The organism is Desulfitibacter alkalitolerans DSM 16504 (genome assembly GCF_000620305.1).
In the GTDB taxonomy this organism is placed as follows: Bacteria; Bacillota; DSM-16504; order Desulfitibacterales; family Desulfitibacteraceae; genus Desulfitibacter; species Desulfitibacter alkalitolerans.
Genome location: NZ_KK211101.1, coordinates 12,487 through 35,794 on the forward strand (window position 1 = coordinate 12,487; position 23,308 = coordinate 35,794).

The following is a 23,308-nucleotide window of genomic DNA, read 5'->3' on the forward strand; positions in this document are numbered from 1 at the left end:
AATGTCGTGCTTCTTGCTGTTTAAGGAGGTCTTTATGAAACGAAACCTTAGTATTTTTTTTATGTTGGCCTTGCTGTTGACATTCCTGTCTCCTCTCGCCACCTATGCCGAGGGCGAAGGGAACATTGACCATGGAGGCGGCGGGATGGGCAGCGGTACCAGCGAAAACTATTGGAATCCTGGCGATGAGGGTGTGCGGGTTACGGTTGTGAGGGTAAGAGATCGTGCGGTGGTTACCACACCCATTGATTTTACCAACAAAAATCCCGATAACATCCAGGCACACTTTGGAAAAGTCAGCAAAATATCTTATACAAAAGGTGTTTCTCTGACACCTAATCCACAAACATACACCTATGTCAATCCGGCACAAGCGATTCCAAGAATTATCAGTTCTGGCAGCGGTAATGCAAACATTGAAGCCATAAAGAGATATTTCTGTTCGGAATATACACTGATGCGGATTGCCGATGTTACCGGCTTCAATTACGACACCCTCATCAGCGGTGACTACAAAATACTGTTAGAGCCAGTTGCGTATATGACCTTTCAAGGCGTAAGGATTGCTGTGACTGCAACAGAAGCTGCTCTTTATGACGAGCAGCTCGGCGGCGGCTTAAGAAGCAAAATGGCTTCTCTTTCACACCAAAATTTACCCCTTGCCATGTTTCTGGAAACGCCTGATCTTGGCTATCCTGCGTGGTCGGGAAGCACCACATCAAAAGCTTCCAATGCGGATATAAAGTCCTCCCTTGGCCTTGGCATTGTACGGTTCAGCGAGGCAGAGCCTCCCCAAGTGAGCAGCTACGATTACACTTATCGTGTTAATACCGAGGTCATCACCTCGGTCACGGTCAGCGGAGGCCAGGCTGATCCCGACAATCCTGTATCGGTACGCTTTACCATCGGCGGCAAAACCTACACGGTAAACAACGTATATTATCCGGATGGCGACAGCCAGCTTGTGTGGGTGCGCTGGACGACACCTTCCACACCGCAGACCATGACAATAACTGTGTCTGTAACCGGCAGAGGCAGAGCAAGCCAAGGAACCATCACCGCCAATATTGTGGATCTGTCGGGCAATGATCCGCCAAACCCCGTTGCGGATGATCGCAATGATTCCTACTCTAAGCCGAGCGTTCCGAGCAAACCACAGGTAACCTCCGCCTCATGGGGCGTGTGGCGTCCTTGGTGGCAGGAGTATTGGGTGTGGCACTCCACCGGCGAAGATTCAGGCTATTGGTGCGATCACGGCTGGTGGGAGTTTGATTATGACTCCTACAGGGCAGATCTCTCAGCTTCCATGAGCATCATTCCCGATGCTAAAGCACCAACCGCATCGGGGAAAACCATGAAAAGCGGATATGTGCGCCCAGATAGGGCTTTGTTTCAGTAGAAAGTGAGCAAAAATCACTGGTTGGAACTACTACACAAGATGACGTGTAAGTCAACCTACCTTACTGCAAGGGGAAACCCGATACAGGAACACCGCATGGTAGGAAAGCGACAAGTGGACTTAGGGTAAAGTCTCGACTTATGTTGCGATGACAAGCAGATACGAGGATAAGCCTGCGATTGGCGAATGTGAGGTCTAAGCTACCCTTGTTTTGGGTCTAAGGAAATTACCATGATACCTTAGTTGTAATTATCCATATATACCGTAACCGTATATGGAGTCATCAGCAAATTACAAAGCAGGCATGAGAGCATGTTTTAACAGACCGAAAGCATATCCGACAATCTGCACTTCCAAGGTCAAAGCTAAACTGGGGATTGCCTAAACAGATACATTTGTCTGCATGGCAACAGAGTTCCAATAGTAGCTTAGGCTGAGGAAATCTCAGAAAACAGCGAAGTGGAACAGTTAATAAATTCAAAATAGGAAAGATGAAAGGACGGAGAAACCGTGACAAAACCAACATCTGATATTTTGGAGCGTATTTACAAGAATTCAAGCGAGCACAAAGACGGTGTCTACACACGTCTGTACCGTTATCTCCTACGAGATGACATTTATTACCTTGCATATCAAAAGCTATATTCCAACAAGGGTGCATCAACCAAAGGCATTGATAATGATACTGCCGACGGTTTTGGAAAAAAGTACGTTGACAGCTTAATAAAAGAACTGTCAGACGGAACATATACACCTAAGCCGGTTCGCAGAGAATATATCAAGAAGAAAAACGGCAAAATGCGGCCTTTAGGAATACCGTCATTCAGAGATAAGCTGCTGCAAGAGGTAATACGTAACTTTTTGGAAGCAATCTATGAGCCTACATTCAGTGACTTTTCGCACGGGTTTAGACCTAAGAGGAGCTGTCACACAGCCCTTGAACAGGCAAAACTATATTTTAGGGGTGCAAAATGGTTCATTGAAGGCGACATCAAAGGATGCTTTGACGACATTGACCATGACAAGCTGATTGAGATTTTGCAAAGGAAAATCAAGGATAGCAGATTTATTAATGTTATCCGTAGTTTTTTGAAAGCAGGATACATGGAGGACTGGAAATACCATCAAACATATTCCGGCTGTCCGCAAGGCGGCATCCTTTCTCCAATTCTTGCCAACATCTATCTTAATGAGCTAGACAATGAAATCGCGAAAATAAAGCAAGCCTTTGATAAGCCTGCAACCAGAAAAATCACACCTGAACATAGCTCCTTAAGTGCGAAACTCTTTAAAAGAAGGAAAAAACTGAAAAGTGCCACAGGCGAACAAAGAACAGCCTTGTTATCTGAAATTCGCGACCTGGAAGAACAATACCGAAAAACACCCTCAAAAATGCAGGATGACAAAAAGGTATCGTACGTCAGGTATGCCGATGATTTTCTGATAGCGGTAAATGGCAGTAAAGAAGATTGCGTAAAGCTTAAAGAGCAGTTAGCAAAGTTTCTTTTTGACGAATACAAACTCACTCTAAGCAAAGACAAAACCCTGATTACACACAGCAGTGAGCGAGTAAGATTCTTAGGCTATGATATATCGGTTAGGCGAAATCAAGAATATATGACCGATAGCAGGGGACGTAAGGCAAGACATCTAAATAACACTGTTGCATTAAGCGTACCATTTGAGAAAATCGAAAAGCATATGTTTGAGAAAGGATTTGTCCGTCAAACTGAAGCGAAAAAGTTTAGACCGCTACACAAAAAAGGCTGGTTGTACCTACCTGACGCAGAAATTGTTGAACGATACAATGCGGAGATTCGTGGGATAGTGAATTACTATTACCTTGCCTCAAATCTATACAAGCTGCAATATTTCGCTTATCTGATGGAATACAGTTGTCTTGCTACGCTTGCAGGAAAACACAATTCCACAATTAAGAAAATAGTAGCCAAACATAAGCAAGGCAAGGATTGGGCCATCAAGTATAAAACGGAAAATGGCGCAACCAAAGAAAAGCGAATTGTAAAACTAAAGGACTGCAAGGGTAAGTGCGAGGACAAGATTGTACAACACAGATATTCTGTAAATACAAATGCGACAATTAGGGCGCGACTACAGGCAGGGATTTGTGAATTGTGCGGTAGTAAAGATAAAGCCAGCTATGAGGTTCATCATGTGCCGAGTGTAAAAGGGCTGGACGGAACATCGCTTTGGGAGCAGATAATGAAATCCAAACGTAGAAAAACCTTAGTGGTATGTGAAGATTGTCATAAGGCAATCCATGACGATTAGACTTGAATTTTTTATACGTTAAATATTAACGGAGAGCCGTATACATCGAGAGGTGTACGTACGGTTCGGTGGCGAGGGTCAGCAATGACCCTTAGCCTATGGCATCAACCAAATCGTGACTGCCAATGTCAGCACCAATCAGTCCTGGGCAGTGACCGGCGCACAGACTGCCATAACTTACTTTCCGGAGTTTCAGTACAAAACATACTGGCGCTTACTGGAGCCAACAAGCAGCGGCTACAGTGCCAAATTCGAGTTTGCTAAAAACAAGTACTCGACCTATAACCGGCGCACCCATTTCACCCCAATCTGGATGCCGGATGGAAGCTACACCCCGTATACGTACCTAATTGACTGCTGGACACCGCAGGGGATGCTCTCTATGAACCTAACAGACTCAGTGAACATAAGCGGAAGCTTATGGGATGACTGGCACATCGCGCCCGTAAAACCTTAAAAATATCATCAGAAAAAGAACAGGATCGCAAGGCGTGAAAAGCCCTGCGGTCTTTTCTTTTTCAGCAATAAAGGAAGAAAGGTGGAAAAATTGATGAAAAAAAAGAAAAAGCTCTTATACCTTTTTTGCGTCACCCTTGTCCTTATCAGCATTTTCTGCATGACCGCCTATGCCGCTCCTACCGGCGATGTTGCGGGAGCCATAGAAAGCACATGGAAGGACGCATCCGCACAGATTAAAACTGTGGTCAACAAGGTTGTTTTCCCTGCAATCGACCTGATTCTTGCTGTGTTTTTCTTCGCCAAACTGGGGATGGCGTACTTCGACTATAGAAAACACGGAATGTTTGAGTGGACGGCTCCTGCTATTCTCTTCGCCTGCTTGATATTTACCCTCACAGCGCCGCTTTATATTTGGCAGATTCTTGGCATGTAACAGCAGCAAAATTGTGCCAGGGAGTCTGTGTAAAAGCAGGCTCTAAATCTTTCCGAAAGGAGTGAACTTATAAATGTTCATATGGGATTTTGCTGCTGACACTGTCCTCGGACAGATTATGGACTGGATCTATGCTCAGATAATCGGCTTTCTTGGTGAATTCTTCGCTATGATGGGCAACATGGGAGCCGAGCTGTTCGAGATGAGCTGGGTGCAGGCTATTGTGCTGTTCTTTTCCTATCTTGCATGGGCGCTTTATGGGACAGGGCTAGTAGTTTCCGCCTTTGAATGCGGCATTGAATACCAAAGCGGCAGGGGCAGCATCAAGGACACAGCTTTAAATGCCATCAAAGGCTTTATGGCTGTCAGCCTGTTTACCATTGTGCCGGTGGAACTGTACAAGCTGGCGATTACCCTGCAGGGCGCCTTCACATCCGGCATCACAGGACTTGCGGCGGCAGACAGCAGCATCAGCACCATGGCTGCCGCTGCCCTTGCCAGCATAGGCGATGTCTTAGTCAGTCCCATTATGGGGATATTCTGTTTGATCCTCATGGGCTATGCGGTAATCAAAGTGTTTTTTGCCAACCTCAAGAGAGGGGGAATTCTGCTCATCCAGATTGCCGTGGGCAGCCTGTATATGTTCAGTGTCCCCAGAGGATATATAGACGGATTCGTATCATGGTGCAAGCAGGTGGTGGGTTTATGCCTGACCGCATTTTTACAGGCGACCATCCTCGTTGCAGGGCTCATGGTGTTTAACAGCAACATGCTTCTGGGACTTGGCCTTATGCTTGCAGCTTCAGAGATACCACGGATCGCCGGGCAGTTCGGACTTGACACCAGCACCAGGGGCAATCTCATGAGCACCATGTATGCGGCGCAGACTGCGATGAACATAACGCGCACAGTGGTAAGGGCGGTGGCAAAATGACGGATATGAAGCTGGTCTATATTTGTTCTCCCTATGCCGGAGATATTGAATATAACACCAAAATGGCAATAGCATACTGCCGCTACGCCGCAGACTGTGGCGTAATTCCCCTGGCTCCCCATTTGCTGATGCCGAGATTTCTCTGTGAATCGAATCCGGTAGAACGAGAGCTGGGAATCAAAATGGGGCTTAAGCTTCTTGCCTTATGCTCCGAGCTGTGGGTGTTCGGCGATAGGATATCCGAGGGTATGCGGCGTGAAATTGAGGAAGCCGAAAGGATCGGGATTAAAATTATTGATCAAGATTCAAATAAAATTCAGGGAGTGATGAACATGAAGCGATGGGGAATTTGGGCAAAGCGCAGTGCCGCCTCTATCTGCGGAGCTGCTGAAGCTTGGCTGAAATCAGAAGGCAAGATACAAATCTTTGATACTTATGAGGAAGCTGCCGAGAAAGCAAGCACACTTATGAAAAACATTGGCACAGCAAATGTCTCCTACTATCCCAAGGAAATAGAAATTGAACTAAATGAAGATCAATCCCCTGGCATAAACATGAAGCTATAAGGAGGGGCAGAGTATGTATATTTACCCGGACAATTTAAAATCCAAGGCGGTACTCTGGCTGTGGCAGCTTCGGGATATCGGCATCATCGGCATCGGATGTCTTGTTTCTGTGTTTGCGCTCGTACAGCTCGGCATCCTGCTTCCGATAGTGGCAACTGCTCTCTATGCCTTTTTAACCATCCGTTTTGAGGACACCTCTATCCTCGATTTTATCAAGTATGCCTGTGCCTTTTTTATAACCAAACAGCAGTTATATGAATGGAAGCTTCAACCCGCTGTCCATTCAGAACCGGATAGAAAGCAGGTGGACAAATGAGCAGAAAAGAAAAAAAGACAGCCAAACAAAAGCTCTCCACACGGCAGCTCATAAACACAAAGGCCATCACTGACTACAGCCTTTTGACTTACGGCCATGGCGAACTGGTATATTTTATCATCAAGCCGACCAACATCTCGGTTCTGTCGGAAGCCAGTATCGCCGCCCGAATCTATGCTCTTATGACTGTTCTGAAAGGCATGGCTGAGATTGAAATGCTGTGTCTTAACAGCCGTGAAAACTTTGAGGACAACAAGCGTTTTTTGCGAAACCGCATTGAACAGGAGGATAACCCTACTGTCCGAAAACTTTTGGAGGCAGACTTGACCTTTCTTGACCGCATACAGGTGCAGATGGCGACCGCCCGTGAATTCCTCATTGTTATCCGGTTGCAGGATGAAAAACCGAACGAAGTGTTCCCGTATTTAAACCGTATTGAAAAAACCCTGCGAGAGCAGGGCTTTTCCGTTAAAAGGGCCGAAAAAGAGGACATCAAAAGAATCCTCGCCGTGTACTTTGAGCAGAATTTGACTACCGAAAAATTTGAGGACTTTGATGGTGAGAGATGGGTGATTTTTGGTGACTAAATGGAAGTTTTTGTGGTATAATTAAATGATAAATACAATGAAAACAGGTGAATAAAGATGGATATATACAGATTACTTGACTTATATAAGGCTGCTATAGATGAGCGCAGACCCTTCGAGGGTGAGGTGCTGACACAACTTAAAGAATACTATCGTATCGGCCTTACTTGGTCATCCAATGCTCTTGAGGGAAATACCCTTACGGAAAGTGAAACCAAAGTGTTGCTTGAGGATGGATTGACTGTTGGCGGTAAACCCTTGCGCTATACCTTTGAGGCAATCGGTCACGCTAAAGCCTATGATTTCATGTTCACACTGCTTAAAAATAGAACCATTACGGAAAGAGATGTTCTGACAATGCATCAAATGTTTTATGAGAATATAGAGAAAGAATATGCCGGAAGATACCGTGACATGGATGTTTTCATCAGCGGCTCCAGATATCCTGTGGCAGAAACAAAACGCATACAGGAAGAAATGGATGGACTTTTTCAGTGGATTGCAACCGAAAGAGAGAAGTTTCATCCGGTAGTGTTTGCAGCACAGCTCCATAAAAGATTTGTCTTCATTCATCCGTTTAAAGACGGAAATGGCAGAATTGCCAGGCTCATTATGAACACCGCACTGATACAGGATGGATATCTTTTGGCTGTAATTCCTCCGGTGCTTAGACATGAATACATTGAACTTCTTGAAAAAGCCCATAGAGATGACAAACCCTTTGTACAGTTTATTGCAGAGCGGGTTATTGAATCCCAAAAGGAAATCATGCGGCTTTTGCACATACCAATTCCAAAGCTGGACAGCGGCATGGGTATGCAGCTATAGCATAGATATATCAAATTATGATAGCGGAACCTTATTGCTTTACTATTAAAAGCACGATTGCCAGAGATGTGGTGATGTTATATGGACAAAGTCAATATAGTCAAAGGATGGCTTGATTTTGCAAATAAAGATATCAGCTGCGCAAAGCATCTCCTGGGTATGCGTCCGGTTCCATTGGAAATCATCTGCTATCACAGCGAACAGGCAGCCGAAGAAGCGGTAAAAGGTTTTCTTATATACCATAATGTCGAACCGCCCCGTACTTACGACTTAGAAATGTTATGCCGTATGTGCATGGATATTGACAATACTTTTGATAAGTTGATTGAGCCTTGTGGAAGACTTGCTAGATATGGCGAGCAGATATATCCTTTAGAGATGCAAATTTCACACAACGATATGAGAACAGCCATTGCTGATGCTGATCATGTAATGGAATTTGTACTTCAAAGGCTTCAGCTTGCCGAGGAAATTTCACCGGATGACGATAGGCAAAAAGACCAGCAAGAAAAAACAGCAGGGCAGCAACTAACGTAATATATTCATTATAAATGCCAAGCGAAAATCGTTTGGTGTTTTATTTTTGCCTTTTTTAAGGCTGCAGCCATGTTCTCTATCTTTATTAATGAAGGGTGAGGCTGCTCTTTATCTATTTTCTCCTATGGACTTCCGCTGCTTCTTCGTTTATTGTGTGTGCTGAGGTGATTAGGATGGCAGTTGTACAGGATACTTGTGGGAGGCTTGCCATAAAAATTCAGGCAGGTCTTTTTTATTTGTTTTTCGAGGAGAGGAGATGATGCAATGCCAAAAGCAAATCGAATGAATACTGCCGTGGCGCAGGAGGACGTCCGCATACAGGAATTTCTTGATATGATCGCACCGTCGGTCATCAAATTCAACACCGACCACTTCATCTGCGGCAATACCTACCGCTGTGTGTGGGCGCTTCGCGAGTACCCCACAGCCACGGAGGAACAGGCAATCCTGCGCCACCTTGGGGAAAAGGACGGTGTCACTTTAAAGATTTATGCCCGTCACGTCACCCCTGTTGAGGAAAAGAAGATCATTAGCAATGCCGCCAACAAGAACCGCATGAAGCGGAGCAACACCAATGACCTCCAGCAGACCGTCACCGCTGAGAGCAATCTGCAGGATGTAGCCTCCATCGTAGCCAGCATGCACCGGAACAAAGAACCACTGCTCCATGCCGCCGTCTACATTGAGCTTTTAGCATACGACCTTGAGCAGTTAAAGCTGCTGCAGACCGAGGTGCTGACCGAACTGATTCGCTCTAAGCTCAACGTTGACCGCCTCATGCTCCGCCAGCAGCAGGGCTTTATATGCGTGATGCCTTCGGGTTGGAATGTGTTCGGAGATCAGTTTGAGCGGGTACTGCCGGCATCCTCCGTTGCCAACCTTTATCCTTTTAACTACTCCGGCAAAACCGATGCCAACGGCTTCTACCTGGGCAGGGACAAGTTCGGCAGCAACATTCTTGTGGATTTTAATAAACGTGCCGATGACAAGACCAATGCAAACATTCTCATTCTTGGCAACTCAGGACAAGGAAAGTCCTACCTCCTGAAGCTCATCCTATGCAACATGCGGCAGTCCGGCATGCATGTACTGGCGCTTGATCCGGAGATGGAGTACGAGGAACTAACCAACAACCTTGGCGGCTGCTTTATTGACTTAATGTCCGGCGAATATATCATCAATGTGCTGGAACCGAAAACATGGGATGAAAACGGCGATCCCAGGGATGCTGAAGCTCCCCAGGCGTTCCGGCAGACCTCCAAACTCAGCCAGCACATCAGCTTTCTCAAGGACTTTTTCAGAACATACAAGGATTTTGACGACCGGCAGATCGACACCATTGAAATCATGCTGGGGAAGCTGTATGAGCAATGGGGCATCACGGACCACAGCAACTTTGACCGGCTTAAATCCACCGATTATCCCATCCTGTCCAACCTATATGAGCTGATTGAAAACGAATACAAAACCTTTGATGAAAGCAAACGCCAGCTTTATACCGCAGAAATCCTGCAGCAGATCTGCCTTGGACTCCATTCCCTATGCAAGGGTGCGGAGTCTAAATTTTTTAACGGGCATACCAACATCACCAGCAGCCATTTCATCACCTTCGGTGTGAAAGGACTGCTGCAGGCAAGCAAAAATATCCGCAACGCCCTGCTGTTTAACGTGCTGTCCTTCATGTCCAACGAGCTTTTAACCAAGGGCAATACGGTAGCAAGCATCGATGAGTTTTATCTGTTTCTTACCAACCTCACAGCGGTTGAGTATATCCGCAACTTTATGAAGCGTGTCCGCAAGAAGGACAGCGCCGTGATCCTTGCCAGCCAGAACCTGGAGGATTTCAATATTGACGGCATCCGGGAGTATACCAAGCCTTTGTTTTCCATACCGACTCATGCCTTCCTCTTTAATGCCGGAAACATTGATGCCAAATTCTACATCGATACCCTGCAGCTGGAGCAGAGCGAATATAACCTGATCCGCTACCCGCAGCGCGGTGTGTGTCTCTACAAATGTGGCAATGAGCGGTATAACCTCATGGTGCAGGCTCCCGAGCACAAATCACGACTGTTCGGAAGTGCTGGCGGCCGGTAAGGAGGCTGGCCGATGAAAACCCAACGCTTTGGAATCGAAATCGAAATGACAGGACTCTCAAGGCAAAGGGCCGCACAGGTTCTGTCGGAGTATTTCGGCACACGGCTGTCCCATGACGGAGGTGCTTATGACACATATTCCGTGCTGGACAGCCAAAACCGCAGATGGAAAATCATGAGCGATGCCAGTATTTCTGCAGAATGCAAACGAGGTAGCGCCGATTCCACTTACCGTGTGGAACTGGTCAGTCCCATTTGCAAATATGAGGATATTGAAACCATACAGGAGATTGTGCGGAAACTCCGGGCTGCCGGAGCCATTGCCAATGCAAGCTGCGGCATCCATGTCCATGTGGATGCGTCACCTCACAATGCCAACACTTTGCGCAACATCACCAACATCATGGCCAGCAAGGAAGACTTGATCTATAAGGCGCTGCAGGTCAATGTGGCAAGAGAGCGGAGCTACTGCAAAAAGGTGGAGCAAAGTTTTTTAGAAGAACTCAACCGTAAAAAACCGAAAACCTTGGAGGATGTCAGCAGGATCTGGTACAACGGCAATGATGGGAGGAATCAGCATTACCACAACAGCCGGTACCACTGCCTCAATCTCCACAGTGTGTTTCAAAAAGGCACGATCGAGTTCAGGTTGTTTAACGGCACCACCCACGCCGGAAAGATCAAAGCATATATTCAGCTCTGCCTCGCCATCAGCCACCAGGCACTCACCCAGCGCTGCGCCAGCCGCATCAAAACCCAGAGCACCAATGAAAAATATACCTTCCGCACCTGGCTTCTCAGACTCGGCTTAATCGGCGATGAATTCAAGACCGCACGGCTTCATTTGCTGGAGCATCTGGACGGCTGCATCGCCTGGAAAGACCCCCAGCAGGCCGAGCGGCAAAAGGAACGATTAAGGCAGAAGAAAGAAAAAGAACGAGCGCAAGCGATTACAGAAGCTTCAGCAGAACAAAATCAAGAGGACATCGAACAGACCGAGGCCGAAGAATGCCCCGGTCTTTCTATGTCCATGTAGGAGGACTGAGCAAACATGAAAAGCAAAACCTTGTACATTGCTTACGGCAGCAATCTCAACCTGCAGCAGATGGCATTTAGATGCCCCACTGCCAAGGTAATCGGGGCAAGTAAAATCAAGGATTATGAGCTGCTGTTCCGTGGCGGTCGCAGAGGTTCGGTAGCAACGGTAGAACCGCTCAAGGGCAGCCATGTCCCTGTTCTTTTATGGGAACTGAAAGAAAAAGACCTGCAGGCCCTTGACCGTTATGAGGGGTATCCCCATTTTTACCGCAAGGAAATCCTTGATGTCGAGCTTAACGGCAAGACCATTTCTGCGATGGTTTATATCATGAATGACGGACATCCCTTCGGATCTCCGTCCGATTACTATCTTAATGCCATCATGGAGGGCTACAAAAGCGCAGGTTTCGATACCGAGTACCTGGAGCAGGCGGTGGAAAAATCCATCCGGCTTGCTAAGGAACAACAGCCGGAACAGGAAAATCTGTTTGACTTGAAATGGTGGTGATGGTTATGGCTGATCCGGCTACCATTACCCTCGCTGTTAAAGCGGCGGTCGAGGCGGCAGCCGACAGGCGGACATGGAAAGTCCTCAGCGTCCTCATCGCTGCCATTCTTACACCGTTGATTCTGGCCATCGTGATGATCGTGAGCCTGCTCTCCGCCGCAGCAGATCATAACAATGCAGCTATAGAGCTGTGCTTTAATGGCGGTGCGATCTCTCCCCAAATGCCGGAGGATTACGCCGCCTATATCCGGGATATGCAGGACAGCTTCGCCATGCTTGACACCGTCATCTCCGATATATCATCACTGGTGGAGGACGGCAGTATCGACAGCACAAGGGTTAAGGCAATTTTCTATTCTCTGTTCTTCGGCGCTGAAAATCTGCAGATGGATAGCTCGGACTACCGTGCCTTTGCTGACTGCTTTGTCCGTTATGAAACCCGCACCCGAACCGTGGACAATGGCGATGGCACAACCTCGGAGGAAGAATACACCGTAGCTGTACCGCTTAAATCACTGCCGGAAATTTACGGAAACCTTCAGAGCGCCCTCGGTAGGAAAATCACCTATGAGGAACAGGCCAACGCTTCGGAGATTTACTACCGCATTGACTACGGCGGCAGTGTCCCCACCTATGGAGAAGAATTCGATGCTTGGGTAAACGGACTGCCGCTGTCCGATGCACCCTTTACCGGCGTGGACGGCTTCTGTTCTCCCCTCGGGGAAAACTGGCGCAGCATGGTCACCTCGGAATTTGGTTACAGAACTGATCCCTTCACCGGCCAACGCAGGGGACACTCCGGATTGGACATGGGCGCGCCCAAAGGCACACCGATCCATGCAGCCCTTGATGGTACTGTGCTGTTTGTGCGCTATAAGAATACAGGCTACGGCTATCATTTGGCCATCGACCACGGCGGCGGTTTCGTCACCATATACGCCCATTGCTCCAAAATCCTTGTCACTGAGGGGCAGACCGTGAAGGCGGGCGACATCATCGCACAGGTCGGTTCCACTGGCCGGAGCACCGGAGAGCACTTGCACTTTGAGGTACGAGTAAACGGTGAAAAGCAAAACCCAAGAAACTATCTGCCGTAAGCAAGGTAAAAAACGATGCTGCGGATTAGAAAAAAGGGCAGCTTCCGATGGCGAGACTTCCTGTTAGAATAAACCTATAGCCTTCGTAATTCTGTCTAAGCTTATTAAAAGTGTGGTATAATGAAACAAATAATGTAAAAAAGGAGGGGTGTGTTTGGAGCTATACAATAAGGCTGTTGAACTGTGGCAGTCATACAAAATTGCCTCCGCCGCTGATTTAGATAAATATCTTGACAGTTTCCGCATCCTGTTTGCGTTTCATTCCGGGAAAATAGAGAACGAGGAAATCACCTATCATGATACAAGGGAAATCTTTGAAAACGGCAGGGTTGTAGACTATACCGGAAGTCCCCGCGCCCTGTTTGAGCAGCAAAATCAAAAGCTGTGCTATGAGTTTTTGAAAGAAAAAATCGTGAAAAAGGAGCCTCTCAGCATAGAGTTGGTTAAGGAAATTCACAGGGTTCTCACCGGCGGGACATACGATGAGCGCAGGTATATTGAAAATGAGGAACGGCCAGGCGAATTTAAAAAGCACGATTATGTAACCGGCGTCCATGAGGTGGGCTCTGCTGCGGAAGATGTGGAAAAGGATCTGAAAGAGCTGATTGCCGAAGTCAACGCGTATGAGGGAAAGGATGTCTTAAAAGCCGCCGCCTATTTTCATGCAAGGTTTGAGTATATCCATCCCTTCGCAGACGGAAACGGGCGTGTCGGCAGGACGCTCATGAATTACTATCTCATGACTCATAACCACCCGCCCCTTATCGTCTATAACGAGGATAAGCGGATGTATTACGAGTGCCTGCAAAAGTATGATGAAGCCGAGGACTTAAATCCCCTTTATGAGTTTCTCAAATATGAAACGGAAAAGACATGGGAAAAGGCACTGGCTCTTGCCGAAGGTATGAAGCCGGAACGCAAAGGCTTGTCGGATTTTACCCAGAGTATGTAAACAACAGAATAATTTAGAAGCGAAAGTCATCTCGAAAAGGGATGGCTTTTTTGCTTGCCAAGGAGGGAAAAAATGTTAAAGACCAAAGCTATCTTTGAAAGAAAAACCGCTGACTTTCAGCCCAGGGACTGTGTGATTGAAAAAATTATTGAGCTTAATTCTCGGGAGTACGATACGTTTTCCAAGAATATGCTGGCGGATTACGACTTTATCAAGGACAACATCGACCTCATGTATGTGGACCAAGAGGGGACATATCACTGCTTGCTGGTAGTTGGTGAGAACAGGTCCGATGGCATTCTCATCGAATCGGAAGGAAGCAGTTACACCCGTTACGCCGCTTTCCTGCCTAACGCCTGTGATTTTCTCGCTGCGCATCAGGAGCGAACTCAAGGGCTTCATGATGAAAAATTAGAGCCGGAATCTTTGGGTATGAAAATGAATTTATAGGAGGAAGAGAGCCATGAGAGAAACCGAACTGAAAATAATGTTCCCAACGGAGAAGCTGGATGCACTCCGTTTTTTTATGGGCAAAAAGGAGCTGACTGTTGAGCAGGAGCTAAAGGATTACCTTGATAAAACCTATGAAAAAGTTGTTCCGGCACACGTTCGAGAATATGTGGAAAGCAGGCTTGACCAAGCATCACCGCAGGAGGAAATGCCTGAACAGAGAGATCAGGAGCAGCAGCCGGAGCCACAAAGGGAACGCCAGTCAAGGCAGACCCGCCGCCAGCGTGAGCAGGCGGTGGCTGAATCAACGGCGTCATCTCCGCAGGCCAGACAGCCGGAGCTGCCGGAAGAACCGGAAGAATCCCAGGGCATGAGCATGAGTATGTAAATTCGAAAGGAGAGATTCACAATGAAACAAGCAACCCTGCAAATCAAATTTGATGAAGAAAAGCTGAACGCTATCAAGCAGTACATGGGTAAAAAGGATGCCGACCTTCAGACGGAGCTGGACGATGTGATGCAAAAGCTCTACGAAAAGCACGTCCCCGCCCCAGTTCGTGAGTACATTGAAAGCCGGGATTCCAGGGTGCAGGAAAAGCCGAAAAGACCGTCCCGGCCTTCCTCTACGGCTGCTGCCAATAATGCCAGCACCACCGTGTAAATAGCATACAAAAAGCCAAATATTTGGCGGCTGTGTGCCCTTGTGCGGCCTTTTCAGGGGGAGGATGGCATCTATATACCTTTGGGCAGTTTTCCGCCCCTTTTTGGGGCTTGTTGAGAGCATAAAGAAGACGGCAGCAGGCATGGCTTATCCTTGCAGGGGTGGACCATGGGGTCGAAAACGGTGCAGGTTAAAGAGGGGTGGTCGCAGGCGACCTCCCCTCGAATCACATCAGCCCGCAATGCGGACTGAAAGGCTTTAAGACAGGTGCACCTAAATAGGGCTGCGGTTACCTCGCGGGTGGTCGGAAATCCGGGTTTTTCCCGCATGCAAAGGCTTTTGCAGGTACACCTCACAGGTGGTTGCCGAATATATGAATGGAATCAAGACAAGGAACGGAGGTGGTTGAGAGTGGCAGAGGAGAATAAAAAGAGAATTCCCCTGTGGCTGTATCCTGAAACCATAAAAAAGACAGACGAGCTTTTCCCGAAGGATAACTGCAAAAGCCGGAGCGAGTTTATAGAAAAGGCCATTCACTTTTACAGCGGATATATCACATCCGGTGAAAACAACAAATATCTTCCCAGTGCAATTACTTCCACCCTTTCCGGTATTGTTGAAAGCTCTGAGAACCGTATTGCACGGCTGCTTTTCAAGCTGGCGGTGGAGATGTCCATGATGATGAATGTCCTTGCGTCTACCGCCGAGATCGATGAAACCCTGCTGCAAAAGCTCCGTGGGAAATGCATCAACGATGTAAAAAAGACCATCGGCTCCGTCACCTTTGAGGAGGCAGTGAAATATCAAAAGGGTAAGTAAGGTGATATGCTATGCCCAGGATCATATTCAAATGCCGGTACTTAAAAAATGCACCCAAAGCACATTTGGCCAATCTGGTAGAATATGTGGCCACCCGTGAGGGAGTCGAAAAAATTGATGACAGTTTCAGAACTCTTCCTGCAACAAAAAATCAGCAGCAGCTGATTTCTGAAATCCTGAAAATGCTGCCGGATACTGCTGACATATTCGAGTACGAGGACTATCTGAAAAAACCTACCAGGGAAAATGCATCGGAGTTTATTTCTATTGCTCTTGAAAACAATCTCGATCTGATCGGCAAAAAGAAAAACTTTGTAGACTACATCGCCAATCGTCCGAGAGTTGAAAAGTTCGGCAGCCACGGACTCTTTACGGATGAAGGTGTACCTGTTGTACTATCAAAAGTTGCTGATGAAGTATCAAACCATTCCGGAAATGTATGGACAAACATTATATCCCTCCGGCGTGAGGATGCGGAGAGGCTGGGATATGACAATGCAAAGTCGTGGCAGGATTTGATCCGGGCACAACGGAACGTCATCGCGGAAAACATGAAGATCGCTCCGGAAAATTTGCGATGGTATGCTGCTTTTCACAATGAGAGCCATCACCCGCACATCCACCTGATTGCTTACTCCATCAATCCCAAAGAAGCCTATGTCACAAAGCAAGGGATAGAAAACATGCGGGGAAGTCTCGCGCGGGAAATCTTCCGCCAGGACCTGATGCAGATTTATGAGAAGCAGACTGAACGACGCAATTCCCTGACCAAACAAAGCCGTGTGGCCATGCAGGACATCATCGCTCAAATTCGTTCAGGGATATGTGAAAATAAAAATATAGAGGAATTGATTGCCCGCCTTGCTGAAAAGCTTAAATATACTTCCGGCAAGAAGCAATACGGTTATTTAAAAGCTCCTCTCAAGGCACTCGTTAATCAGATCGTCGATGAGCTTGCAAAGGACGAAAGAGTGGCAAAACTATACGATAGTTGGTACGAGATGCGTAATGAAGTTTTAAGCACCTATGTTGACAAGCTGCCGCCGCCTCTTCCGCTTTCACAGCAGAAAGAATTCAAGAGCATTAAAAACATGGTGATTGCCGAAGCGTTAAATATCGGCAGTCACCATTTCACTTTTGAGCCGGACGAGGAACAGGATATATCAATAGAAGATGATGGTGATATTACTGCTGCCACCACATATTTTGAGAAATCTGCAAAGCTCGGAAATGTCAACGCACAGTATATGCTCGGCAGGATTTATCTTGAATCGGACAGCGAGCATGAAAATGTAGAAAAGGCATTGCAGTGGCTGGGGAAAGCTGCGGACAACGGAAATGCTCCCGCACAGTATGCAATGGGAAAGCTGTACCTTGCAGGAAACCATGTAGAGAAGGATATACAGAAAGCTGTGGAACTGTTCACCAAATATGCAGAACAGGGAAACCAGTATGCGCAATATGCCCTCGGCAAACTGTATCTTTTAGGGCATGATGTCAGGCAGGATAAGGAAACAGCGTTGCATTGGCTGTCGGCAGCTGCAGCACAGGGAAATATCTATGCAAAGTATTTGCTGGAACGCATGGATTCCTTCAAAGACCCATCCATACTCCTTGCAGCAACACGCTTGATGCATCACTTGGGCAATATCTTTAGAGAGGAGTATCAGAAAGCTTTTGGCAATCCTCTCATCCAGGTTGACCGCAAGCTTCGCAAAAAAATCATGGAGAAAAAACTGGCGCAAGGTCACGCATATAACGACCATGCGCCACATCAAAGCTATTAGAGCAGCGGTATGATGTCAAGTAGGTAATTGGAAATTTTTCAAAGAATTCGCTGCACAAAAGGGGGTGCTTGCCTAAAAAAGGCAACACTAAACAAGCCCACCCTATGACAAGTATATTTATTACAAATATAACAATAAATAGGTGGAAGGAATCCTGAGCTTTGGTCTATTCTAATTTAATTGTCGGTTTCCCCCTTTCGGTTGGTAGAGTTGGTTAGACTTCAGCAGAAAAAAGACTAACCGTACCAGTTTACGGGCAGTAAGAGCAAGGGCGCGTTTATGAGCATACTGCTTAGGCTCCGCTTTTTTCATGGCATAATACTCGGCAAAAACAGGGTCGTGCACCCGAACACTGCTTGCCGCCTCAATAAGGTAATACCTTAAAATGCGGTTGCCAGAGCGAATAAGCCTTGTACTACTAGCAGTAAAATCACCAGACTGATTTTGGGTCCAGGCAAGACCAGCTAACTTAGCTACCTGTTTATGGCTGTCAAACTGATGGATATCACCAATTTCAGCAATAATACCAGAAGCAAAAATAGGACCGATACCCGGAACAGAATCTAGAGTTTGAGGAATAGTCTTTAAATGGTCCTCAATAGCCTTTTTCAAAGACTGCAGCTGTTCCTGGATTGTTCTAATAACCCTAATACTAGAGGCCATGGCCAAGTTAACAGAATCAGACATGGCCTTGGGCAACCTGTAAGAAGAACGAGCAGCCTTTTGCAACTGTTTAGCAACAGCCTGAGGATCATCAAAGCGGTTTTTACCATGCTGAATTAAAAACTCCATCAGATCATCCAAAGAAGCATCTGCTAGAGCCTCAGCGGACTCAAACTCTTCCAAAACAGCCAGAGAAGTAGCAGATAACTTGTTAGAAAAGACTAAAGAGTAATCACTACACTTCAGGTACAGGTTAGACATAAGAAAATTAGCTTCACGTACTAGAGCCTGCATGAGGTGGTACCTGGCCCGAGTAAGCCTTTGAAGAGCCATCAAAGGTTCACTCCAAGTAAAAGGATGAGGCAGATAGCCACTTTTAAGCCTAGCAGCAATATACCAGGCATCGAACCTATCATTTTTAGGAGCATCCAAGAAATGAGCCTTTTTAAACTCCTTAATCAGACTAGGGTTAAACATGTAGACCTTAACATCAGGGCAGGCAAAGTCCAAATGGCGATGCAAGTAGATGGCAGCATGGGTAGAGTAGCAACCGGTGTGCTCTAAACCAAAAAGTATTCTATCAAAATCATGTTTACTAACCAACTGGTTGATACGATCCTTAAGCTCAAAAATACCAGGTCTATTATTAAAAACACTAAACCGGCTTATAGGACGCTTTTCATCATCATTAGACAAACAACAAACAACATTGTCCTTGCTGCTTATATCGATACCGACAAACAAAGGGTTAGACATCTTAATCACCTCCTTCACTTTAAAATATATAGATGTCTACAGTCTTGGGATGTCCCTGGGAAACCCATGAACGACAGCCTTGCGAGCTATAGGAATACACCGGATCCCCTCGGTGCACTGGCCTCCGTCTGCTAACAGAGGGAGAGGCAAACCGGGAAACAGTCAGCGTGTAGGTCTATAACATGGGGCCAGGGGAACACTCTAAAAATGGAAGACACCCTATAACGGGGCAACTGGAGGAAATGGAACATTCCCTTGGTAGACACCTTTGGCTATATTTTCCCAAAGACATCCCAGGACTGTAAACCCTTTTTAAAAAAGATAGCATATTAGTTATTGGCTTGTGGATATGCCGCTCATGTGGACTTGTGGACAGCTGCTGCGCACCTGCCCACAGGGTCCACAATCGCTTGGACAATGCTAAAGCATTGCCCACATACCCACAAGCCCTGCTACGATGAATAACTTGTTGTTGTAGTTGTTAAAGATCTACATTAAAAAATGAGCAATGTCCCAACTGGAAATTAACGTCCAAATCGGGGGCTGCTCATAGTATACAAGGAGGGAATTCCCATGAAGAAGAACTACCTACAGAAAAAAGAAAAGCTCCCCGTCTCTTATATATTCTCAAGACTGAAGCCACCTGTGAAAAGGGTGGCTTATTTTCGCAGGTCGGGCAAGCGGAAACGCTGACAAAGGAGGATCGCTATGGCAGAGTACGTATATTTTACAGATGAGCAGAAACAGCGTGCAAACTCCGTTGACCTTGTGGACTTTCTCAGACGGCAGGGGGAGCAGCTCATACGCTCCGGCAGGGAGTGGCGGTGGAAGCGTCATGATAGTGTGACAATCCGGGGTAACCGGTGGTTCCGCCACAGCGCCGGGCAAGGCGGTCTGGCAATTGATTTTGTGCAGGAATTTTATGGCCTCTCATTCCCTGACGCAGTGACACTGCTGCTGGGCGGCGAACAGGGTACGGCGTTTAGGCAAAGTGATAAAAAGGTGCCGGAAACAGAACGAAAAGAATTCATAATGCCGGAGGCTGCAGACAATATGCGCCGGGTATATGCCTACCTCTTGAAGCAGAGATATATTGACCGGGATGTCCTCACCCACTTTGTCAGAGAGAAAAAAATATATGAGGATAAGGAATATCACAATGTTGTTTTTGTAGGTTATGATGAAAACGACACAGCCCGGCATGCACATAAAAGGGGAACCTATTCCAACGCTGCTGGTTACCGTGGCAATGTGGAAGGCTCCGATCCAAAATACAGCTTCAATTACATCGGTACAAGTGATACCCTTTATGTGTTCGAAGCTCCCATCGACATGCTGTCATTTATCACCCTGCATAAGAAAGGCTGGCAGCAGCACAGCTATGTAACGCTGGATGGTGTGGCTGAACATGCCATGCTGCATGTGCTGTTAAAAAATATGCACATTAAAAATGTGGTACTGTGCCTCGACCATGATCCTGCCGGTATAGAAGCTGCTGGTCGCCTTACGGAAATATTGCGTGAGAAAGGATATGCCAGTGTTTCATGTTTGCAGCCCGAATGCAAGGATTGGAATGAGGACCTGAAAGCGCAGCATGGTATAACATCGGTTCCGGCAAAACCGCATCCGAAGCTGAAAGCCTGCAAAGAGCTATGCGGAGAGATTCATTACTTGTACAGCCATATCAAATCCGTGAAAAATCCTCATGCAATGCTGATAAAGCACTATGAAAAAGCAGTGCCCCTCATGCAGTCATCAAGGTCAATCGATAGACAAAAAGCTGTCCTGATGGAACAGCTGCTAAGCATGGCGGTATATGCGCTGTTTGCAGTGATGGCGCAATACTGGCAGCTTGAAAAACCGGTGAATTTTAAGCAACTGACCGATGAACTCTGTTGCAGCTATCATCCGCACCAGGACCGGGGAAAGCTAAAAACCAAAGCAGAGGATATCCAGCAGGATATCGATGCCATTAATGCTCAGCTCAACACATCTGGAATCCGTACCTTTGAGGACAAGCAAAAATTAATCGCATCGTATATGAGTTTTGCACTAAACTGTGTCAAGGCTCAAATTTTTATATGTCTTGAAGAGCAGGAACAGAGAATAGAAGCTCTGCAAAAGCAGAATGAAGAGAGAGTCGATTATATGCAGGCTGTTTGCGAAGAATTTTTGCAGCCTGGTATTTAGCAATATTATAACTGCATATTTGAAGAAAGCCATGTGCGAATGAAAAACCATTGGTGCATGGCTTTCTTAATTTTGCAAGAAGGAGGAAACCAATGCAAGCATCACAGGTGGTTACTTTAATCATAGCTGCTGCAACTATGTTCGGAGTCATCGGTTTTATCGTCCTCTTGGCTCATTACTATACCTTGAATGGCATCAAGGCCAGGACGGTGGGTGACGGCCAGCATGGCACGGCAAGGTTCGCAACGAAGAATGAAATCAAGAAGACCTATGCTCATGTACTCTATGAGCCGGAACGGTGGCGCAAGGGTATCAACCTGCCCAAGGTGCAGGGTCTGGTTGTGGGATGCAAAACGGCTCCAGGATCGGTCACCGCTCTTGTAGACCAGGGGGATGTGCATGCATTGATGATCGGTGCAGCGGGTGTCGGCAAGACCGCAAATTTCCTTTATCCCAATCTGGAATATGCCTGTGCTTCCGGGATGAGCTTTATTACCACCGATACCAAGGGCGACCTTTACAGGAATTACGGATGCATCGCCAAAGACTACTATGGCTACGATGTGTCCGTCATTGACCTGAGAAACCCTACCCGCAGCGATGGCAACAATATGCTGCACCTTGTGAACAAATATATGGATGAATACCTTGCCAATCCTGATAATCTCCCAGCAAAAGCCAGGGCGGAGAAATATGCAAAAATCATTGCAAAAACCATCGTCAACTCCGGAGGACTGGATGCAGGTTCCTACGGCCAGAATGCATTTTTCTACGATGCAGCCGAAGGCTTGCTGACAGCCGTCATTTTACTGGTAGCGGAATACTGTCCAAAAGAGAAACGCCATATCATATCGGTCTTTAAGCTCATACAGGACTTGCTGACTCCCTCCGGCGTAAAAGGCAAAAACCAGTTCCAGCTGCTTATTGAAAAGCTTCCGTCAGAGCATAAGGCAAGATGGTTTGCAGGAGCGGCATTAAACACTGCGGAGCAGGCCATGCAAAGCGTCCTGTCGACAGCCCTTTCCCGGTTGAATGCATTCCTGGACTCAGAACTGGAACAGATACTCTGTTTTGACACTGCCATCGATGCGGAGCGCTTCTGCAAAAGAAAGTCTGCCATCTTCCTTGTCATGCCGGAAGAAGACAATACAAAATATTTTCTAATCTCCCTCATTGTCCAGCAGCTCTACCGGGAGATACTGTCGGTGGCCGATGAGCAAGGAGGAAGGCTTCAAAACCGTGTCATGATGTACCTCGATGAGATCGGCACTATACCAAAAATTGAATGTGCGGAGATGATGTTTTCCGCTTCCCGTTCCCGCCGTGTTTCCATCGTGGCCATCATACAGAGCTTTGCGCAGCTTGAAAAGAACTACGGCAAGGAAGGAGCCGCCATCATCATCGACAACTGCCAGGACACCATTTTTGGAGGCTTTGCCCCAAACTCGGAATCAGCGGAGATACTCTCCAGAAGCCTCGGCAACAAGACGGTTTTATCAGGTTCGGTCACCCGGGGGAAGCATGATCCGTCCCAATCCCTGCAAATGATCCAGCGTCCCCTGATGACTCCCGACGAATTGAAGACCTTGCCAAAAGGCAGCTTCATTGTCGCAAAGACCGGCGCCTGCCCTATGAAAACCAGTTTAAAGCTGTTCATTGAATGGGGCATCCGGTTTGAAAAGGTGTATGAGCTGCAGGAAAAATCCGCCCGCAAGGTTGCCTATGCTGACAAAAAAGAACTTGAAGAAGAAATCGTCAAACGGCACATATCTTATGAGGATATAGAAGAACAGGAACCATACTCCACATCAGCTCATGGCGGCATGTCCCTTGCACCTGCTGAAGAGATTCAGGGGAAAGCATTGAAGTCCAGGCTGCAAACAAAGATAAAAGCACAGCAGCAACTGGAGCCGCCGCTGCGTACAGATTAGGAGGTGCCC

General features: G+C 46.9%; 21 protein-coding genes and 2 pseudogenes. 22 read left to right on the forward strand and 1 reads right to left on the reverse strand.

The window, feature by feature from the left end; translation table 11 throughout:
* Window positions 1–34: 34 nt before the first annotated feature.
* The 20 genes and pseudogenes from K364_RS23885 to mobP3 all read left to right on the forward strand — a co-directional run.
* Window positions 35–1,369 (forward strand): annotated as a pseudogene (locus K364_RS23885) (DUF8193 domain-containing protein); the annotation flags it as partial.
* 540 nt (window positions 1,370–1,909) lie between these two features.
* Window positions 1,910–3,691, forward strand: a complete 1,782-nt coding sequence (locus tag K364_RS0111775) for a reverse transcriptase domain-containing protein (RefSeq protein WP_028308187.1) — start codon at window positions 1,910–1,912, stop codon at window positions 3,689–3,691.
* A 97-nt stretch (window positions 3,692–3,788) separates the two neighbouring features.
* Window positions 3,789–4,148: pseudogene (locus K364_RS27930) on the forward strand (DUF8195 domain-containing protein); the annotation flags it as partial.
* Window positions 4,149–4,241: 93 nt separating this feature from the next.
* A complete protein-coding gene (locus K364_RS0111780; protein ID WP_028308188.1) occupies window positions 4,242–4,583 on the forward strand; it encodes a DUF3852 domain-containing protein in 342 nt (113 codons plus the stop codon).
* Between the two features lie 73 nt (window positions 4,584–4,656).
* On the forward strand, window positions 4,657–5,517 hold the full coding sequence (locus tag K364_RS0111785) for a conjugal transfer protein TrbL family protein (protein WP_028308189.1): 861 nt from the start codon (window positions 4,657–4,659) through the stop codon (window positions 5,515–5,517).
* Window positions 5,514–6,083, forward strand: a complete 570-nt coding sequence (locus K364_RS0111790; RefSeq protein ID WP_028308190.1) for a DUF7768 domain-containing protein — start codon at window positions 5,514–5,516, stop codon at window positions 6,081–6,083. Before K364_RS0111785 ends, K364_RS0111790 begins: the two co-directional genes overlap by 4 nt.
* A gap of 13 nt (window positions 6,084–6,096) precedes the next feature.
* A complete protein-coding gene (locus K364_RS0111795; RefSeq protein WP_028308191.1) occupies window positions 6,097–6,399 on the forward strand; it encodes a hypothetical protein in 303 nt (100 codons plus the stop codon).
* Entirely contained in the window at window positions 6,396–6,986 is a 591-nt protein-coding gene (locus tag K364_RS0111800) for a hypothetical protein (RefSeq protein ID WP_028308192.1), read from the forward strand. Before K364_RS0111795 ends, K364_RS0111800 begins: the two co-directional genes overlap by 4 nt.
* Window positions 6,987–7,043: 57 nt before the next feature.
* Complete coding sequence (locus K364_RS0111805; RefSeq protein ID WP_028308193.1) at window positions 7,044–7,814, forward strand: Fic family protein; 771 nt, start codon at window positions 7,044–7,046, stop codon at window positions 7,812–7,814.
* Window positions 7,815–7,895: 81 nt separating this feature from the next.
* A complete protein-coding gene (locus K364_RS0111810) occupies window positions 7,896–8,351 on the forward strand; it encodes a HEPN domain-containing protein (protein ID WP_028308194.1) in 456 nt (151 codons plus the stop codon).
* 264 nt (window positions 8,352–8,615) lie between these two features.
* On the forward strand, window positions 8,616–10,448 hold the full coding sequence (locus K364_RS0111820) for a VirB4 family type IV secretion system protein (protein ID WP_028308195.1): 1,833 nt from the start codon (window positions 8,616–8,618) through the stop codon (window positions 10,446–10,448).
* A gap of 12 nt (window positions 10,449–10,460) precedes the next feature.
* Window positions 10,461–11,483 (forward strand): amidoligase family protein, encoded by a 1,023-nt coding sequence (locus tag K364_RS0111825; protein WP_028308196.1) that lies wholly within the window; start codon window positions 10,461–10,463, stop codon window positions 11,481–11,483.
* 15 nt (window positions 11,484–11,498) lie between these two features.
* A complete protein-coding gene (locus tag K364_RS0111830; protein WP_028308197.1) occupies window positions 11,499–11,993 on the forward strand; it encodes a gamma-glutamylcyclotransferase family protein in 495 nt (164 codons plus the stop codon).
* A 5-nt stretch (window positions 11,994–11,998) separates the two neighbouring features.
* Window positions 11,999–13,090, forward strand: a complete 1,092-nt coding sequence (locus K364_RS0111835) for a M23 family metallopeptidase (protein WP_028308198.1) — start codon at window positions 11,999–12,001, stop codon at window positions 13,088–13,090.
* Window positions 13,091–13,244: 154 nt separating this feature from the next.
* Window positions 13,245–14,042, forward strand: a complete 798-nt coding sequence (locus tag K364_RS0111840; RefSeq protein WP_028308199.1) for a Fic family protein — start codon at window positions 13,245–13,247, stop codon at window positions 14,040–14,042.
* A gap of 72 nt (window positions 14,043–14,114) precedes the next feature.
* The gene (locus K364_RS23890; protein WP_035269195.1) at window positions 14,115–14,492 is read left to right on the forward strand and encodes a DUF6329 domain-containing protein; all 378 of its coding nucleotides are present in this window, start codon (window positions 14,115–14,117) and stop codon (window positions 14,490–14,492) included.
* 13 nt (window positions 14,493–14,505) lie between these two features.
* Window positions 14,506–14,880 (forward strand): DUF6103 family protein, encoded by a 375-nt coding sequence (locus K364_RS0111850; protein ID WP_028308200.1) that lies wholly within the window; start codon window positions 14,506–14,508, stop codon window positions 14,878–14,880.
* Window positions 14,881–14,901: 21 nt separating this feature from the next.
* Window positions 14,902–15,153: a DUF6103 family protein gene (locus tag K364_RS0111855; protein ID WP_028308201.1), complete on the forward strand. Its 252-nt coding sequence runs from the start codon at window positions 14,902–14,904 to the stop codon at window positions 15,151–15,153.
* A gap of 411 nt (window positions 15,154–15,564) precedes the next feature.
* On the forward strand, window positions 15,565–15,972 hold the full coding sequence (locus K364_RS0111865) for a hypothetical protein (protein WP_028308203.1): 408 nt from the start codon (window positions 15,565–15,567) through the stop codon (window positions 15,970–15,972).
* An 11-nt stretch (window positions 15,973–15,983) separates the two neighbouring features.
* Window positions 15,984–17,759, forward strand: coding sequence for a MobP3 family relaxase (gene mobP3, locus K364_RS0111870; RefSeq protein WP_028308204.1), 1,776 nt, complete (start codon window positions 15,984–15,986; stop codon window positions 17,757–17,759).
* Between the two features lie 171 nt (window positions 17,760–17,930).
* Here the strand turns inward: mobP3 and K364_RS0111875 are convergent, their stop codons facing one another.
* Complete coding sequence (locus tag K364_RS0111875) at window positions 17,931–19,178, reverse strand: IS110 family RNA-guided transposase (RefSeq protein ID WP_028306738.1); 1,248 nt, start codon at window positions 19,176–19,178, stop codon at window positions 17,931–17,933.
* A 708-nt stretch (window positions 19,179–19,886) separates the two neighbouring features.
* Here K364_RS0111875 and K364_RS0111885 point away from each other — a divergent pair.
* Together K364_RS0111885 and K364_RS0111890 are read left to right on the forward strand one after the other, a co-directional pair.
* Entirely contained in the window at window positions 19,887–21,368 is a 1,482-nt protein-coding gene (locus K364_RS0111885) for a toprim domain-containing protein (RefSeq protein ID WP_028308205.1), read from the forward strand.
* 92 nt (window positions 21,369–21,460) lie between these two features.
* A complete protein-coding gene (locus tag K364_RS0111890) occupies window positions 21,461–23,299 on the forward strand; it encodes a VirD4-like conjugal transfer protein, CD1115 family (protein ID WP_028308206.1) in 1,839 nt (612 codons plus the stop codon).
* Window positions 23,300–23,308 lie beyond the last annotated feature (9 nt).